The sequence below is a fragment of the Micromonospora sp. S-DT3-3-22 genome (genome assembly GCF_015354745.1).
Taxonomy (GTDB): Bacteria; Actinomycetota; Actinomycetes; order Mycobacteriales; family Micromonosporaceae; genus Micromonospora; species Micromonospora wenchangensis.
This window is the reverse complement of record NZ_JACGMO010000075.1, coordinates 1-16,765: the sequence shown is the minus strand read 5'-3', so window position 1 is coordinate 16,765 and position 16,765 is coordinate 1. Positions and strand designations below refer to the sequence as shown.

13 protein-coding genes and 1 pseudogene are annotated in these 16,765 nt (G+C 71.6%); 5 read left to right on the top strand and 9 right to left on the bottom strand.

Annotated features, from left to right (window positions below):
- The first annotated feature begins 4 nt into the window (after positions 1 to 4).
- The gene (locus tag H1A17_RS21025; RefSeq protein ID WP_145922473.1) at positions 5 to 1,000 is read left to right on the top strand and encodes a D-alanine--D-alanine ligase; all 996 of its coding nucleotides are present in this window, start codon (positions 5 to 7) and stop codon (positions 998 to 1,000) included.
- Between the two features lie 35 nt (positions 1,001 to 1,035).
- On the opposite strand, the gene H1A17_RS21020 is transcribed toward H1A17_RS21025, so the two are convergent.
- The 9 genes and pseudogenes from H1A17_RS21020 to rpmH all read right to left on the bottom strand — a co-directional run bounded on the left by H1A17_RS21020 (position 1,036) and on the right by rpmH (position 10,193).
- Complete coding sequence (locus H1A17_RS21020) at positions 1,036 to 2,076, bottom strand: hypothetical protein (RefSeq protein WP_309236827.1); 1,041 nt, start codon at positions 2,074 to 2,076, stop codon at positions 1,036 to 1,038.
- A 1,933-nt stretch (positions 2,077 to 4,009) separates the two neighbouring features.
- A pseudogene (locus H1A17_RS21015) lies at positions 4,010 to 4,855 on the bottom strand (ParB/RepB/Spo0J family partition protein); the annotation flags it as partial.
- A gap of 237 nt (positions 4,856 to 5,092) precedes the next feature.
- On the bottom strand, positions 5,093 to 6,439 hold the full coding sequence (locus tag H1A17_RS21010; protein ID WP_375372825.1) for an AAA family ATPase: 1,347 nt from the start codon (positions 6,437 to 6,439) through the stop codon (positions 5,093 to 5,095).
- A gap of 264 nt (positions 6,440 to 6,703) precedes the next feature.
- A complete protein-coding gene (gene rsmG, locus H1A17_RS21005) occupies positions 6,704 to 7,405 on the bottom strand; it encodes a 16S rRNA (guanine(527)-N(7))-methyltransferase RsmG (protein ID WP_228543954.1) in 702 nt (233 codons plus the stop codon).
- A gap of 118 nt (positions 7,406 to 7,523) precedes the next feature.
- Positions 7,524 to 8,102 (bottom strand): R3H domain-containing nucleic acid-binding protein, encoded by a 579-nt coding sequence (locus H1A17_RS21000; RefSeq protein ID WP_145922477.1) that lies wholly within the window; start codon positions 8,100 to 8,102, stop codon positions 7,524 to 7,526.
- A 209-nt stretch (positions 8,103 to 8,311) separates the two neighbouring features.
- Positions 8,312 to 9,307 (bottom strand): membrane protein insertase YidC, encoded by a 996-nt coding sequence (yidC, locus tag H1A17_RS20995; protein WP_145922478.1) that lies wholly within the window; start codon positions 9,305 to 9,307, stop codon positions 8,312 to 8,314.
- A 3-nt stretch (positions 9,308 to 9,310) separates the two neighbouring features.
- Complete coding sequence (gene yidD, locus H1A17_RS20990; RefSeq protein ID WP_204925644.1) at positions 9,311 to 9,550, bottom strand: membrane protein insertion efficiency factor YidD; 240 nt, start codon at positions 9,548 to 9,550, stop codon at positions 9,311 to 9,313.
- 44 nt (positions 9,551 to 9,594) lie between these two features.
- Positions 9,595 to 10,026, bottom strand: a complete 432-nt coding sequence (gene rnpA, locus H1A17_RS20985) for a ribonuclease P protein component (protein ID WP_088643662.1) — start codon at positions 10,024 to 10,026, stop codon at positions 9,595 to 9,597.
- Between the two features lie 29 nt (positions 10,027 to 10,055).
- On the bottom strand, positions 10,056 to 10,193 hold the full coding sequence (gene rpmH, locus H1A17_RS20980) for a 50S ribosomal protein L34 (RefSeq protein ID WP_007073824.1): 138 nt from the start codon (positions 10,191 to 10,193) through the stop codon (positions 10,056 to 10,058).
- A gap of 638 nt (positions 10,194 to 10,831) precedes the next feature.
- Between rpmH and dnaA the strand changes: the two genes are divergently transcribed.
- From dnaA to recF, 4 genes are all read left to right on the top strand, one after another.
- Positions 10,832 to 12,643 (top strand): chromosomal replication initiator protein DnaA, encoded by a 1,812-nt coding sequence (gene dnaA / locus H1A17_RS20975; protein ID WP_194822712.1) that lies wholly within the window; start codon positions 10,832 to 10,834, stop codon positions 12,641 to 12,643.
- Between the two features lie 784 nt (positions 12,644 to 13,427).
- Entirely contained in the window at positions 13,428 to 14,561 is a 1,134-nt protein-coding gene (gene dnaN, locus H1A17_RS20970) for a DNA polymerase III subunit beta (RefSeq protein ID WP_194822711.1), read from the top strand.
- A gap of 40 nt (positions 14,562 to 14,601) precedes the next feature.
- The gene (gene gnd / locus H1A17_RS20965; protein ID WP_145917175.1) at positions 14,602 to 15,474 is read left to right on the top strand and encodes a phosphogluconate dehydrogenase (NAD(+)-dependent, decarboxylating); all 873 of its coding nucleotides are present in this window, start codon (positions 14,602 to 14,604) and stop codon (positions 15,472 to 15,474) included.
- Between the two features lie 16 nt (positions 15,475 to 15,490).
- Complete coding sequence (gene recF / locus H1A17_RS20960; protein ID WP_145917176.1) at positions 15,491 to 16,624, top strand: DNA replication/repair protein RecF; 1,134 nt, start codon at positions 15,491 to 15,493, stop codon at positions 16,622 to 16,624.
- Positions 16,625 to 16,765 lie beyond the last annotated feature (141 nt).

The following is a 16,765-nucleotide window of genomic DNA, read 5'->3' as shown; positions in this document are numbered from 1 at the left end:
CGGCATGGCTGCCACCCCCGTCGAGCGCTCCCTCGTGACCGGTTCCACCGCCGCCGACCTGCACGTGCTCGTGCTCGCCGGTGGCCTGTCCTACGAGCGGGACGTCTCCCTGCGGTCCGGCCGGCGGGTCCTCGACGCGTTGCGCAGCGCCGGGGTGGAGGCGGAGCTGCGGGACGCCGACGTGGCGCTGCTGCCCGCGCTGGCCGCCGACCCGCCCGACGCGGTGGTGATCGCCCTGCACGGCGCGACCGGCGAGGACGGTTCGCTGCGCGGCGTGCTCGACCTCTGCGACGCGCCCTACGTCGGTTGTGACGCGCGGGCCGCCCGGCTGGCCTGGGACAAGCCGTCGGCCAAGGCGGTGCTGCGGGAGAACGGCATCCCCACCCCCGACTGGGTGGCCCTGCCGCACGACCGTTTCTCCGAGCTGGGCGCGGTGGCGGTGCTCGACCGGATCGTGGACCGGCTCGGGCTGCCGCTGATGGTCAAGCCGACGCAGGGCGGTTCGGGCCTCGGCGCCGCCGTGGTCAAGGACGCCGCCGCCCTCCCGGCCGCGATGGTCGGCTGCTTCGCGTACGACTCGACGGCGCTGGTCGAGCGGTACGTGGCCGGCATGGACGTCGCGGTGTCCGTGCTCGACCTGGGCGACGGCCCGCAGGCGCTGCCGCCGGTGGAGATCGTCCCCCGCAACGGCGTGTACGACTACGCCGCCCGTTACACCGCCGGCCGTACCACCTGGCACGCGCCGGCCCGGCTCGATCCGGCCGTGGCCGGTGCGGTGGCCGAGGTGGCGTTGGCGGCGCACACCGCGCTCGGGCTGCGTGACCTGTCCCGCGTCGACCTGATCGTCGACGGGGACGGCCAGCCCCACGTGCTGGAGGTCAACGTCTCGCCCGGCATGACGGAGACGTCGTTGCTGCCGTTGGCGGTCCAGGCGGCCGGGCTGGACCTCGGTCGGGTCCTCGGCACGCTGGTCGGTCGGGCCGCCGCCCGCCGCTCCTGACCCACCGCTGTTCCCGGCTCGCGGCCGGCGCCCGGTCAGCGTCGGACGGTGTCCGGGGTGACGGTGTCGCCGCTGTCCTGCCCGGTTCCGGCCGGGTCGTCGGTCGCGGTGGTCCCGGCGGCGTCATCGTCGGGGCCGCTCGTGGCCGGATCGGTGCCGGGGTTCCCTGCCGGGCTTTCCGGGTGGGCTGCGGCCCCGGCAGGTTGACCGTCGGCGTCCCGATCGGTTTCCGGGTCGAGGCCGTCGCCCGGCGTGCCGTCGTCGCCCGGCGTGCGGCTGCTCGGCGTCTCCGCCGTAGCCTTCCCCGTCGCGGTGTCCTCCGCTGCGGCGTCGGCCGGCACTCCGGGCGGTGTGGGCAGGTCCGGGCCGGCCTCGTTCTCCGTGACCGGGAGCGGGAGCGGGGTTTCCTCCTCCGACTCGATCACCGACACGGCTTCCTCGGCGGCTGCCGCAGCGGCCTCGGCCGACGACTGCGCGGCGATGCTGGAGGGCGTCTGCCACTGGATGCGCGGCGGCTCGGCGAGCGGGCGTCCACCGAACTCGGCCAGCCAGGCCGCGACGTGCGCGAGGTTTTCCCGCCACTGGGATTCCGAGATTGGAGGCAGGATCGAATCCCAGAGCGACAGGAACGTGCCGCGCAGCTGGAGCCGACCGTACGGCCGGGCCAGGAACCACATGTGCAGATGGGCGGACCCGTCGCCCCACCGGTTCACGTGCACCCGGGCGACGCCGTCCAGCGAGCGGATGGCGCGCTCCAGCCGGACGGTCATCACCCCGAGTTCGGCGGCGAGCAGGTTGGGCAGGTCGCCCAGGTCGAGGTGGGACCGCGACTCCAGGATGAGCACCATCGGCAGGCCGGTGGGACGGTCCATCGCCCGTACCCGCCAGCGCTCACCCACCCAGATGTACGCGTCGTCCGGCGCGTTGCAGGCGATGCACTCCCGGAGCCCTTCGCCCTTGCGGGGAGGCTCGACCGCTACCGGCTCGTCGAGCTGCTTGACCCGGAGGTCACCTTCGAAGGGAAACGACGGCCACTGGGTGAAGTCCGGAACTGAGGGGGGAGGGGTGTCGTGCACGACGCTGACCCTAACCGAGACGAGGACCGCTGTCCCTACCCCGAACGCCGCTGATCATGAGGGGATTTCGGCCAACGGAAGGCGGTCGACAGGCGCGCGCGGAGGGACGCCACGACGGTTGTCCACAGGCTGATGAGATCACCACCACACCCCGTCATCCACAGGCTGGAGAGGGTTCTGACGCGCTGTTTCACGTGAAACGGGTGCGGCCTGTGGAAAACTTCTGTGGATAACTCTGGCGCTTCATCCACAGCACTGTTCACAGGAACCAGGGGTCCGTTTTCCTCAACGATCGAGGGCTCCGCCGGGCTGCTGGGTGACCGCCGTTTTTCCTCGGCGGGTGCCGGAGATCGTCGGTCTCAGGGGTCCGCTACCGGGCCGGATCCGGCCCCTGTGCACGAGTGGCGGACGGTCAAGAGGTGCTCCCGGTGGGGAGCGACCTACACCACGCCACCGCTTCGCTCTCTATGACGGGGTGGCGTGGGGGCGCCGAGGCTGCGGTGACCCGGTCGGCGGGTTTCACGTGAAACAGGACCCGGGTTGTGCGGCCGGGGCTCGTGGAAGGGCTGACGTTGTGTCCTCGGCGGTGTCCTCGGCGGCGCGGTTGGCCACCATGAGCACCACCCGCCCCTTGGCGGTTTCGACGTCAGCCGTGTGGGCTTGCCGCTGCCGTGGGCTTCCGCACCGGCGTCGGTTGCGGCTCGCAATCAGCGGTGAGGCAGTCCCGAAGGCAGGGCCGGTCGGACCGCTCGGGAGACGTAGTGGGCAACACCGCGGATGGTCGACAGGTCGGCGGTCGGGCGCGGGAAGCACTCCCGGCCCTCAGGTGGGTGAGCGGTGGCGCGGGTGTTGACCAGAGGCGCGTGCGAAGGTCGCGTCGACCGACCCCGGGCGGCGGGCGGCGGGCGGCGGGCGGCGGGCGATCATGCACCCCGAGTGGCTCTCTGTTCCACGTGAAACGGTGCGGCGGCGGACACTTCCGGTCGCCTCCTCGACGCCCCTCGGGCGTGGCCGCCCGCTGGGGCCCCTCAGATCAACCGTGCCGGCCTCTACGCCTTCCGGACGCACCCACTTGTGGATCGCGGCGTTCACCGTGACCCAGGCGATCTGAGCGGCCAGCACGACACCCCCGACGGCGAACTGATCTCTACGTAGCAGTTTTCACTTTCAGCGTCCCGCCGAACTCGGCCCGGCCCTCGCAAGGCTCAACCGCTCAGGTAGTGGGTGAGGCGAGACTCACCGCAGGCCGCACGACCAGCCGGTCGGCGCGGGAGACGAGGCTACGGCTGGGCGGACCGGGCAGTTGCAGACCTTGTTTGGCCCTATCCGCCTCGTCTCACCGCTCCGGCACCAGTCACCCCGGCACCGAATTCCACTGGTGCCGGAAGCACCGAATCGGACCTCTCGCCTCTCGGGCCCGACGGCTCCGATCGGCTCCGGGTGGTCCCTTCCCGGGGGCATGCCTTACCCCATGGAGGCGGCGGGCCGAACGCCGCCGCAGCGCCCCCGGTTTCACGTGAAACCGGTCCCCTCAGGGTGACTTTGTAGGCAGTCGCCGCCAGGGCCACCACGCCCCGGACGCAGCCGAGCCCAACGCCCCCGGCGTGGACTTCCCCCGAGAGAACATCTACTCACCGCGCAGGCGGACAGCGCCGGTGTCCCGTCCGACGGAAGTCCCGTCGTCCGGCTGGCCCACCATCCGACGGATCACCGGGGGCGTTGGAGGGCCCACCATGTCCTCAGCCGCCGCCCGCCGGGTCTCGTGCCCTCCGTGGACAGCCCGGCCGCCGGAGCCCAGCCGCCTCGCTCGACAGCTCCATCGGACAAGCAATCGGCCGCGTACCCGAGCGGGTACGCGGCCGGAAACGACGACTACGGCAGAGACGGGCGGACGGGCCCGCGCAGGATTACAAGGCTCGGTAGCCGAACGACCTCAGTCCTCGGGTTCTGCCTGTTCTTCCTCGCCGACGCCGATGATGCCGACGATCCGTTCCAGATCGTCCACCGTGGCGAACTCGATCGTGATCTTTCCCTTGCTCCGACCGATGTCCACCTTCACCCGGGTGTCGAACCGGTCGGAGAGCCGGTCGGCCAGATCGGTCAGCGCGGGCGCGTGCGGCTTGGCCCGACGCTTGGCAGCCGGCGTCTTCGTGGGGCCGTCGCTGAGCGCCAGGGCCACGATCTCCTCGGTGGCCCGTACGGAGAGTCCTTCGGCGACGATGCGGAGGGCGAGCTGTTCCTGTGCCTCCGATTCGTCGAGGCTGAGCAGCGCACGGGCGTGGCCGGCCGACAGCACACCGGCAGCCACCCGACGCTGGACCTGTGGGGGCAGGTTCAGCAGCCGGATCGTGTTCGAGATCTGCGGCCGGCTGCGTCCGATCCGGCGGGCCAGTTCCTCGTGGGTGGCACCGAACTCCTCCAGCAGTTGCTGGTACGCGGCAGCCTCTTCCAGCGGGTTGAGGTTGGCCCGGTGGATGTTCTCCAGGAGCGCGTCCCGGAGCATCGCGTCGTCCTTGGTTTCCCGGACGATCGCCGGAATGCTCTCCCGGCCGACCGCCTGGGCGGCACGCCAGCGCCGCTCGCCCATGACGAGTTCGTACTTCTCGCCATCGAGCTGACGCACGACGATCGGCTGGAGGAAGCCGACCTCCTGGATGGACGTCTTCAGCTCCTCCAACGCCTCTTCGTCGAAGACGTGCCGGGGTTGCTTGGGGTTCGGCACGATCGCGTCGACGGAGATCTCCGCGAAGCGCGCACCGGGCACCGGGCTGAGTTGGGGTTCCTCGGGCTGCGGCGGTGCGCTGGCCGTCGGGGTGGGCATCGACGGGGCCGGGCTCACGGGATCGGCGGACGTTTCGATCACCGGACGCGCCGGGTCGACCTCCACGGGCATGGTGGCCGTGGCCGTACTGCTGCTCTCCTGCACAGGCCCGGTCGGGATCAGCGCACCGAGCCCTCTACCCAGACCGCCCCGGGGACGGTTCTTCATACGACGCCTCCCAGCGACTCGTCCGCACTACGCATTCCGGCTCACCGGCTCCTTGGCACCGCGCTCGGCGATTTCCTGGGCGGCCTCGAAGTAACTCGTGGCCCCCCGCGATCCGGGATCGTAGGTCATCACGGACTGCCCGTAGCTCGGGGCCTCCGACACGCGGACGTTGCGGGGGATGACGGCCTGGAGGACCTTGTCACCGAAGTGGTTGCGGACGTCCTGTTCCACCGCGTCGGCCAGCCGGGTACGGCGGTCGTACATGGTGAGCAGGATCGTGGAGACCGCCAGCTTCGGGTTCAGGTGCTGGCGTACCAGGTTGATGTTGTTTATCAACTGGTTCAGCCCCTCCAGCGCGTAGTACTCGCACTGGATCGGGATCAGCACCTCCTGGGCGGCCACCAGAGCGTTGACCGTCAACAGGCCGAGAGAGGGCGGGCAGTCGATGAACACGTAGTCGAAGTGCCCCGGGTACGCCTCGATGGCCCGGTTCAGCCGGGACTCCCGGGCGACCACCGAGACCAGTTCGATCTCGGCACCGGCCAGGTCGATGGTCGCCGGCACACACCACAGGTTGGGGATGCCCTCCACCTCCTGGGCGACCTCGGCCAGCGGCACGCTGTCGATCAGGCAGTCGTAGACATCCGGCACACCCGTGTGGTGCGGGACGTTCAACCCGGTGGAAGCGTTGCCCTGCGGGTCGAGGTCGACCACCAGCACCCGGTTCCCGTGCAGGGCCAGGGCCACCGCCAGGTTCACCGTGGTCGTGGTCTTACCCACGCCGCCCTTCTGATTGGCAACGCACATCACCCGGGTCCGCTCGGGACGGGGCATGGTCACCTCGCCACTCGGATTAAGGATCTGCACGGCGCGCATCGCCTCCATAGCCAACGGTGGATCATCCTCTTCGCGCGTCGGGGTTTCACGTGAAACGTACGCGGCCTGCGCCGCATCGACGGCCCCGGGACCGGGGGTGCCGGTCACGGTCACGGCATCGGGCACCGCGCCGGGATGGGGCTGTACGGGTACCGGTGGCGTGTTGCCGTGCACCGGTGTCTCGAAGCGCGAGGGCACCCCCGCGTTCCGTCGTACCGAGGTGGTCGCCCGGTCGTCCGGGGCGTTGACCGGTCGACCGTCGGGCCCGGACGGCACGGCGGGCGGTGGCACGTACGACTCGGGCACCGGACGGGCGGCACCCACCGCTGGCGGCTCCCGGCGTACCCCGGGATCGTGCTCCGGTGGACGGATCGTGGGCTGCCCGCCGGTCGTCCAGCCCTGCTGATGGTCGGTTTCACGTGAAACAGGGTCCACGCCTGAGCCCGGCCCCTCGGGCCGGTTCACCCGTGGGTCGTCGTACCTGCCGTCGTCATGCACCTGTCATCCCTACCCGCTCCGGATGGTCGGTCCGCACCCCGTCTCGCTTGCCGTACACGCGCTCGCACCGCAGGGCGTACGGCCCGGCGGGGGCGATCGGTACCCGGTGCACCCGAACATCCGCCCGCCCCACACTATCGACGCGCGGTCAGCCTACGGGGGACGGGCGCGGCGGGTCCATCTCCGTTATCGGACGGCCGGGTGGTTCCGCGCCGTCGGGCAGCCCGCGACGCCGGGTGTCGCTCCGCACCGACAGGTCAGGGTTCAGCGGACGCGCTTGCGGCCTCCACGCGACCGCTTCGGTGCCTTCTTCGTGCCCGGGGCGCGGACCACCCGCTCCCGGACGATCTCCACTACGGTGGTGGGCGGGTCGAGGAGGTCGGCTCCGCAGAGTCGTACCGTCGGCTCGCCTCCGCCCAGCGCGGCGACCGCCCCGGCGTGTTCGACGATCTCGTCCGCCGCGGAGGCCCCCTTGAGGGCGATCAGCCGTCCACCGGGGACGATCAACGGCAGGCTCCAGGTGGCGAGCCGGTCCAGCGGTGCCACCGCGCGGGCGGTGACCACGTCGGCGGTGAACGGGCCGACACCGTTAGCCCCGGTGGCCGCCTCGTCGGCCCGGCCCCGGAACACCCGGACGGTCCTGGCCAGTCCGAGCCGCTCCACCGCCTCGACGAGGAACGAGGTACGCCGGGCCAGCGGCTCGACCAGTACGACGTTCAGGTCCGGACGGGCGATCGCCAGCACCACCCCGGGCAGGCCGGCGCCGGAGCCGACGTCGATCACGCTGGCGCCCTCGGGGAGAAGCTCGGCGACGGCCGCGCAGTTGAGCAGGTGCCGGTCCCAGATCCGGGGTGCCTCGCGGGGGCCGATCAGGCCGCGTACCACCCCGTCGGTGGCGAGCAGTTCGGCGTAGCGGACGGCCAGGTCGAGCCGGTCACCGAAGAGCGTCCGCGCGGCGTCGGCCAGTTCGGTCGGGAGCGCGGCGTCCTGCGGCGAGGGTACGGGCCGCTCGGGCGACGGCCCGGGTGGCGTTCCACCCGGGCCGGCAGCGGTATCGGTCGTGACGTCGTCGGTGGGCACCAGTTCAGTCCGCCGGCCGGACGACGATGCGTCGGGTCGGCTCGACACCCTCGGACTCGCTCTCCACGCCGCTCATCGCGTTGACCACGTCGTGTACGCACTTGCGCTCGAAGGCCGACATCGGCTCCAGCCGGACCGGCTCGCCGTGCTCCTTGACCTTCTCCACCGCGTTCTTGGCGACGGCGGCGAGTTCCTTGCGTCGGGTGGCGCGGTAGCCGCCCACGTCGAGCAGGAGCCGGCTCGGGGAACCGGTCTGCCGGAACACGGCCAGCCGGGCCAGTTCCTGGAGCGCCTCCAGGGTGGCACCCCGCTGGCCGACCAGGTTCTGCAACCGGCCACCGACCACCTCGACGACCGGACGGCCACCGGAGACCAACTCGTCGATGTCGCCGTCGTAGTCGAGGATGTCGAGCAGGCCCTCGATGTAGTCGGCGGCGATCTCGCTCTGGGCGAACAGCTCGCCCTCGCCGGCGGACTTCTTCTCCCTGCCGCCGTCGGCGGGCTCACCCTCACCGGTCGCGGCGGTCGGAACGGTCTCCTCGTCGAGCGAGGCGTCCGCGCTGGGGATGCTGGTGTCGGTCACGGTGTCATCTCCGTACTAGCTCGGCCGGACCGTCGGGTCCGTTGGTCTCCCGGGGCGGCCGGCGGAAGGGGCCGGCTCGGCACGGGCACGTCTGGTAGGGGCAGTCCGCGCCGCGTCGGGCGCGGCGGGTCCGGCCCGGCGCCGGCCTGTCACGGCGGCTGCGCGGTACCGGAGGCTGCCGTCGGTCGTGCCGACGGCAGCCCGGCGACTCAGCCCTGGCGCTTGGCCGGGCCCTTCTTCGGGTTGACCGGCTTGGCACCGGGCTTCGGCCCGGCGACCTTCGGCGCGGCCGGCTTGGCCGGCACCTGCGCGACGGGCTTGTTCCGGTTGAGGAAACCACCGGACTTCGCCGGCTGCACCGGGCTGCGGCCACCCGGGGTCGTCGCCTTGTTGCCGGCGACCCCCTTGTTGGTCACCAGCGGCGGGAACTTGCGGAGCACCCACTGCTGCTGGCCGAGGGTGAACAGGTTGTTGGTGACCCAGTAGATGATCACACCGATCGGGAAGATCGAACCGGAGATCAGCAGGGAGAGCGGGATGCCGTAGAGCATCAGCCGCTGCACCATCCGCTGCTGCGGGTCCTCGGCCCAGCCGGTCTTGAGGATCATCTGGCGGCTGGTCAGGTAGGTGGTGCCCATCATGACCAGGACGAGGATGCCGGCGATCACCTTCACGGTGGTGCCGTTCGCGCCGAGCCGGGCCAGTTCGTCGGCGGTGGAGCCGAACTTGCCGGCGATCGGGGCGGTGAAGATCGTGGCGCTGGAGGCGCTGTCGAACTGGGCCGCCGTCCAGCCGTAGAGGCTCTTGGCCTCCTTGGCCGGGTCGAGCCGGCGCAGCACGTGGAACAGGCCCAGGAAGACCGGGATCTGGAGGAACATCGGAAGGCAGCCCATCAGCGGGTTGGCCTTTTCCTTCCGGTAGAGCTCCATCATCTCCTTCTGGAGCGTCTCCCGGTCACCCTTGTGCTTCTCCTGGAGCTCCTTGACCTTCGGCTGGAGCGCCTGCATCGCCCGCTGGGACTTGATCTGCTTGACGAAGACCGGGAAGAGGATCACCCGGACGGTGACCACCAGGAAGACGATGGCGAGAATCCACGACCAGTTGGTGCCGAGGACCGCGTCGACCGGCACCCCGATGGCGTCCCACGCCGAGTGCCAGGTCAGCAGGATCCACGAGATCGCGTAGTAGATCCAGTCGAGACTCAATTCTCAGACTCCAGTCACGTCGGCGCGTCGGCGGCGGCCCGGCTCCGGCACCGGGTCGTGTCCACCAGGGTGGAAAGGGTGGCAGCGCGACAGCCGCCGGACCGTCAGGCCGGCTCCCCGCAGCGCACCGTGACGGGTCACCGCCTCCAGGGCGTAGGCACTGCACGACGGGTAGAACCGGCAGCGGGCCGGCAACGCCGGACTTATCCAACGACGGTACGCGATGATAGGGCCACTGAGCATCCGGGCACCCATGCTCCGGCGCGGCGGCGCGATCGGGCTGCTGCTCACCGCGACCTCCGGCCCCGGGGCTGCCGGGCGGCGGCGATGGCCGCGTCCAGGTCGCCCGCCAGCCGGGGGTACGGCGTCCCGGCCGCGGTGGGCAGGGCGCGTACCACCAGGGTGCTGCCGGCGGGCAGGGCGGCCAGCCGCTCGCGGACCAGGTGCCGCAGCCGGCGGCGGACCTTGTTGCGGACCACGGCGGGGCCGACGGCCTTGGACACGACGAAGCCGGCGCGGCTCGACTCGGAGATCAACTCCGGGTCGGTGGTCCGCGCCGGCTCCGGCGAGGTTGTCCCGAGGGGTGTGGTCGCGGCGGGTGTGGAGGTCGCCGGCAGCGTCAGGTGGACGACGACGGCGCCACGACCGACGCGTCGACCACCCCGGACCGCTGCGGCGAAGTCGGTGCTACGCCGCAGTCGCTGTGCGGCCGTCAGCACGACTGTCCACGTCCCCGGACCGGTCGGCCTCAGGCCGACAGGCGGGCGCGGCCCTTGGCGCGGCGGGTCGACAGGATGGCGCGGCCGGCCCGGGTGCGCATGCGCAGCCGGAAGCCGTGGGTCTTCGCGCGCCGGCGGTTGTTCGGCTGGTAGGTGCGCTTGCTCACGTCAGGCTCTCCGTTTTCGTACGTCCCCGGTGCGGGCTCGCCCGGGGTCGTTTGGTGGACCAGACCACCTTGGCGGTGGCCTCCGATCGGTGCTGCCCGGCGGCACGGAACCTCGGCGGGCGAGGCGGCGACCACGGACAGCAAGCACCCATCACCCTAGCAGAGGGCGACAGAGCAGCCCCTCCAGCCTACGCAGGGGGGCAATGACCGTCAAACCACCCTGGGCTGCGGCTCCAGGGGTCGGCACCGCCGCCGGTCCGGCGTCGCGTCCCGATCCCGACGGGGGCGTCGGGGCGGTGTCGGTTGATGGCGGCCCGCCGTCGCTGTTACCGTGCGCGTTTGCGGTCAGCTTCAGGTCCGGGTTGTCGTTCGGAGCGCAAGACCGGACCCGGCAGTGAATCGTTCGGCACGGTGAACCCGCTTCAACGCCCTCCCCGACAAGGGGGGCAGGTCCGACCCGCGTCCGGCGGGCGGCCACAATCGGTCGGTACACACAGGCTGTGGATAACTTGTGGATGCCGGCCGGTCAGCCGTCCGGTGGGTGAGAGGTACCACCCGCTCGAACGCGGTGGCGGGCCCGGCACGATCCGCTGGACCACAGCGGCGGCCGGGAGCAGAGGCGAGGGGGTGGCACGACGGTGGCCGGAACGATCGACCTTGCCGCGGTGTGGACCGCGGCGACGGACGAACTCGCCGACGAGATCATCTCCGCCCAGCAGCGCGCCTACCTCCGGCTGACCCGGCTGCGGGCGATCGTCGAGGACACCGCCCTGCTGTCGGTACCGGACGCCTTCACCCGGGACGTCATCGAGTCCCGGCTGCGGCCGGCCATCACCGAGGCGCTCACCCGTCGGCTGGGTCGGCCGATCCAGGTCGCGGTCACCGTGCGGATCTCCGAGGACGCCGCCGGGCGGCCGGCCGGCACCGTCTACCGCAGCGGACCGGAGGCCGCCCCGGTGGTGACCGGGCCGTCCGTCGACGATCATCCCGGCTTCCGTCCTCCGGCCTACGACGAACCCGAGCCGCCGTACCAGCGGGAGGCCGGGCCGCCGGAGCAGCCCGGGGAGGAGCCGCCGCCGGCCGGGCCGCCGGAGCGCGACGGGCACCGCCCGCCCCGGGTCCCGGCGAGCCGGGACGGCGGCCAGGACACCCTCTTCGGCGTCGCCTTCGCCGAGCCGCCGCAGCCGCACCACCCCGTGCCCGAGCGGCACGGTGTCGAGGAACGCCACCGGCCCCCCGGGCCGGACGCCGACCTGCGCGGCTACGAGCCCGCGTACCGGGACCAGGGGCGCGCGCCACGTGACCCGCAGGGTCCGCGCGGCCTGGCCCGCGACGGCGCCACCGACAGCGGGCCCGGTCGGGCCGGCGTCGACCACCGTCCCGGTGCCGGTGACCGACGCCCCGGCGGTACGGAGTCCAGCGGCAACCGGCTCAACCCGAAGTACATGTTCGAGACGTTCGTCATCGGCTCGTCCAACCGGTTCGCCCACGCGGCGAGCGTCGCGGTGGCCGAGTCACCGGCGAAGGCGTACAACCCGCTGTTCATCTACGGCAGTTCGGGGCTGGGCAAGACCCACCTGCTGCACGCGATCGGGCACTACGCCCAGACGCTCGGCAACGCCCGCTCGGTCCGGTACGTCTCGACCGAGGAGTTCACCAACGACTTCATCAACTCGCTGCGGGACGACAAGACCAGCGCGTTCCAGCGCCGCTACCGCGACGTCGACATCCTGCTGATCGACGACATCCAGTTCCTGGAGAACCGCGAGCGGACCCAGGAGGAGTTCTTCCACACCTTCAACACGCTGCACAACGCGAACAAGCAGATCGTGATCACCTCCGACCGGTCGCCGAAGCAGCTGGCGACGCTGGAGGACCGGCTGCGGACCCGGTTCGAGTGGGGGCTGCTCGCCGACATCCAGCCACCCGACCTGGAGACCCGGATCGCGATCCTGCAGAAGAAGGCCGCCCAGGAGCGGCTGTACGCCCCGCCGGACGTGCTGGAGTTCATCGCCTCCCGGGTGTCGAACTCGATCCGGGAACTGGAGGGGGCGCTGATCCGGGTCACCGCGTTCGCCAGCCTGACCCGTTCCAACGTCGAGCTGTCGCTGGCCGAGGAGGTGCTGCGGGACTTCATCCCCGACGGCACCGGGCCGGAGATCACCGCCGACCAGATCATGATCTCCACCTCGGAGTACTTCGGGGTGAGCCTGGAGGACCTGCGCGGGCACTCGCGCTCCCGGGTGCTGGTGAACGCCCGCCAGGTGGCGATGTACCTGTGCCGGGAGCTGACCGACCTGTCGCTGCCCCGGATCGGGCAGGCGTTCGGCGGGCGGGACCACACCACCGTGATGCACGCCGACCGGAAGATCCGTCAGCAGATGGCGGAGCGGCGCTCGCTCTACAACCAGATCGCCGAGCTGACCAACCGGATCAAGCAGAACACCTGAGACGTACGCCACTCCCGCTGTACCTCCGACGCCCGGCCGGTTCTCCGGCCGGGCGTTCGCGTGGCGGTGGGACGCGGCGAGGTTGCCTCTCGACCGGGTCGAGGGGCCACGATCGGCGGCATGTCGCCGTCGTCTTCGTCCACAGGACCACCCGGTTGTCCACACCCCCTGTTCCACAACCGGTGGATAACCACGCTCCGTCCGGAGCCGGTTACCCACAGACTGTGGACAAACCCTGGGGACAGTGCTGTGGACGGCTGGGGACAACCTCGGCGTTGTCCACCGACGAGGGTGGGCCTGTGGGCAACTTGTTGAAGGTTCTGGGGACGACGGCGGTCCGGGTCCGACCGGTTGTCCACAGCGCTGGGGGTAAACCCGGTGGATTACCGGTGGACAACCGGTGGACAACGGTGGACAACTCTGGGGACACCGGGTGCCTGTGGAGGGCGACCCGGGTTTACCCCCCGGTTCTCCACAGCGAACCCACCGGTGGATAACGTGTCTGAGCTGCGACGACGCGAGTTACCCACAGTTTGCACAGGTGCGATGAAGACGATGAGTTATCTCTTCTGAAGAATCAAAAACCAATCATCACCGTTGGACTTCCTGTGGATCGGGCCGCAGCGCTGCCGTCGGCAGTCGCCCCGGCACCGGAAGCACGGGGTCGGGCGCACAGCCGATGCCCGCGCGCCCTAAGGTGCGATGGGTACCCGCACGGTCGGGCGGGACGGTGGGCAGCGGTCGGCATGAGAGAGTTGTCGCTGACGTCGACGCGGAGGCATTGATGAAGTTCCGAGTGGAGCGCGACGCGCTCGCCGAAGCGGTGGCGTGGACCGCGAAGAGCCTGCCCAGCCGGCCGTCCGTACCGGTGCTCGCCGGGGTGATGCTGCGCGTCACCGACGGCAACCTCCAGGTCTCCGGCTTCGACTACGAGGTCTCCAGCCAGGTGACCGTCGAGGTGCAGGGCGACGCCGACGGGGCCGCCCTGGTCTCCGGCCGGCTGCTCGCCGAGATCACCAAGGCGCTGCCGGCCAAGCCGGTGGACATCGCCGCGGTCGGCGCCCACCTGGAACTGGTCTGCGGCAGCGCCCGGTTCACCCTGCCCACCATGCCGGTGGAGGACTACCCGGCCCTGCCGGAGATGCCGGAGAGCGCCGGCACCGTCGAGGCCGCCGCCTTCGCCGCCGCCGTCGGCCAGGTGGCCATCGCCGCCGGCCGGGACGAGACGCTGCCGATGATGACCGGCGTCCGGCTGGAACTCTCCGGCGGCACCCTGGCGATGCTTGCCACCGACCGCTACCGGCTCGCCCTGCGCGAGATGGAGTGGAACCCGGACGACCCGGAGATCAGCATCAACGCCCTGGTCCCCGCGCGCACCCTGAACGACACGGCCAAGGCGCTCGGCCCGCTCGGCGGCCAGGTGACCATGGCCCTGTCCCAGGGCGGCGCCGGCGAAGGCATGATCGGCTTCGCCGGTGGCACCCGCCGCACCACCAGCCGGCTGCTCGACGGGGCCAACTACCCGCCGGTCCGCTCGCTCTTCCCGGCCACCAGCAACGCCGAGGCCCGGGTGCCGGTGAGCACCCTGATCGAGGTGGTCAAGCGGGTCGCTTTGGTCGCCGAGCGGACCACCCCGGTGCTGCTCAGCTTCAGCTCCGACGGCCTGGTCGTCGAGGCCGGTGGCACCGAGGAGGCGCGGGCCAGCGAGGCGATGGAGGCCACCTTCACCGGCGAGCCGCTGACCATCGGGTTCAACCCGCAGTACCTGATCGACGGCCTGGCCAACCTGGGGGCCCAGTACGCCCTGCTGCGCTTCGTGGACGCCTTCAAGCCGGCGGTGATTTCTCCCGCCGGTGAGGATGGCGAGGTCATCCCTGGGTACCGGTACCTCATCATGCCGATCCGCGTGTCCCGCTGATCGGCACCGGCAGCACCCGGACGCACGGAGGTAGGAGCAGATGCAGCTCGGCCTGGTAGGACTCGGCCGGATGGGCGGCAACATGCGCGAGCGGTTGCGCGCCGCCGGCCAGGAGGTCGTCGGCTACGACCGCAACGCCGACCGCAGCGACGTCACGAGCCTCGCCGAGCTGGCCGACAAGCTGGAGTCACCCCGGGCGGTCTGGGTGATGGTCCCCGCCGCCGTCACCGACGCGACGATCGACGCGCTCGCCGAGGTGCTGGGCGAGGGCGACATCATCATCGACGGCGGTAACTCGCGGTTCAGTGACGACGCGCCCCGGGCGGCCCGGCTGGCCGAGCGGGGCATCGGGTACGTCGACGTCGGCGTCTCCGGCGGCGTCTGGGGCAACGTGAACGGCTACGCGCTGATGGTCGGCGGCGCGCAGGAGCACGTCGAACACCTGATGCCGATCTTCGAGGCGTTGAAGCCGGCGGGCGACCACGGTTTCGTGCACGCCGGCCCGGTCGGCGCCGGCCACTACGCCAAGATGGTGCACAACGGCATCGAGTACGGCCTGATGCACGCCTACGCCGAGGGTTTCGAGCTGCTCTCCGCCGCCGAGATGGTGACGAACGTGCCGGGGATCATCAAATCCTGGCGGGAGGGCACGGTCGTCCAGTCCTGGCTGCTCGACCTGCTCGACCGGGCGTTGGACGAGGACCCGCAGCTGGCCACGTTGACCGGGTACACCGACGACACCGGCGAGGGACGCTGGACGGTCGACGAGGCGATCCGGCTGGCCGTCCCGCTCAACGTCATCACCGCCGCCCTGTTCGCCCGGTTCTCCTCCCGGCAGGACGACTCGCCCGCGATGAAGGCGGTCGCCGCGCTGCGCCAGCAGTTCGGCGGGCACGCCGTGCACAAGCGCTGAGCGGCATCCACAGGCTGTGTACGTCCGCCGGCTCGAACTGGTCGACTTCCGCTCGTACGAGCGGGTCGGCGTCGATCTGGAGCCGGGGCCGAACGTCCTGACCGGCGCGAACGGCGTCGGCAAGACCAACCTGGTCGAGGCGTTGGGCTACGTGGCGACCCTGGACTCGCACCGGGTCGCCACCGACGCCCCGCTGGTCCGGCTGGGCGCGACCGCCGCCGTGATCCGCTGCGCGGTGGTGCACGACGGCCGGGAACTGCTGATCGAGCTGGAGATCGTCCCCGGAAAGGCCAACCGGGCCCGGCTCGGGCGCTCCCCGGCCCGGCGGGCCCGGGACGTGATCGGCGCGCTGCGACTGGTGCTGTTCGCCCCGGAGGACCTGGAACTCGTCCGGGGCGACCCGGCGGAACGCCGCCGCTACCTCGACGACCTGCTGGTGCTCCGGCAGCCCCGGTACGCCGGGGTGCGCGCCGACTACGACCGGGTGGTCAAGCAGCGCAACGCCCTGCTGCGTACGGCGTACCTGGCCCGCAAGACGGGCGGGTCGCGCGGCGGTGACCTGTCGACCCTGGCGGTCTGGGACGCCCACCTGGCGCGGCACGGGGCCGAACTGCTCGCCGGCCGGCTGGAACTGGTCGCCGCGCTCACCCCGCACGTGGCGAAGGCGTACGACGCGGTGGCGGCGGGGGCCGGGGCGGCGGGGATCGCGTACCGGCCGTCGGTGGAGCTGACCGGGGTGGGCACCGACCGGGAGGTGCTGGCCGAGGCGTTGACCACCGCGCTGGCCGAGTCCCGGTCGGCCGAGATCGAGCGGGGCACCACGCTGGTCGGGCCGCACCGCGACGACCTCGTGCTCACCCTCGGCCCGCTGCCCGCCAAGGGGTACGCCAGCCACGGCGAGTCCTGGTCGTACGCGCTGGCGCTGCGGCTGGCCGGGTACGACCTGCTGCGCGCCGACGGGATCGAGCCGGTGCTGGTGCTCGACGACGTCTTCGCCGAGCTGGACGCGGGCCGGCGGGAACGGCTGGCCGAACTGGTCGGCGGGGCCGGTCAGCTCCTGGTGACCTGTGCGGTGGACGACGACGTCCCGGTGGCCCTGCGCGGCACCCGGTACGCCGTCGGCGAGGGGACGGTCCGTCGTGTCGACTGAACCGGAGCAGCCCGCCGGGTCGACGGGCCGCCCGGGGCGCACCGCCCCGGGCGGGGCACGCGGTGCGCGTACCCCCGGGGGAGCCGGCGGGGGCGCGGACGGTGCGCGGGGCCGACCGGCGTGCACCGGCGCGGACGCCGC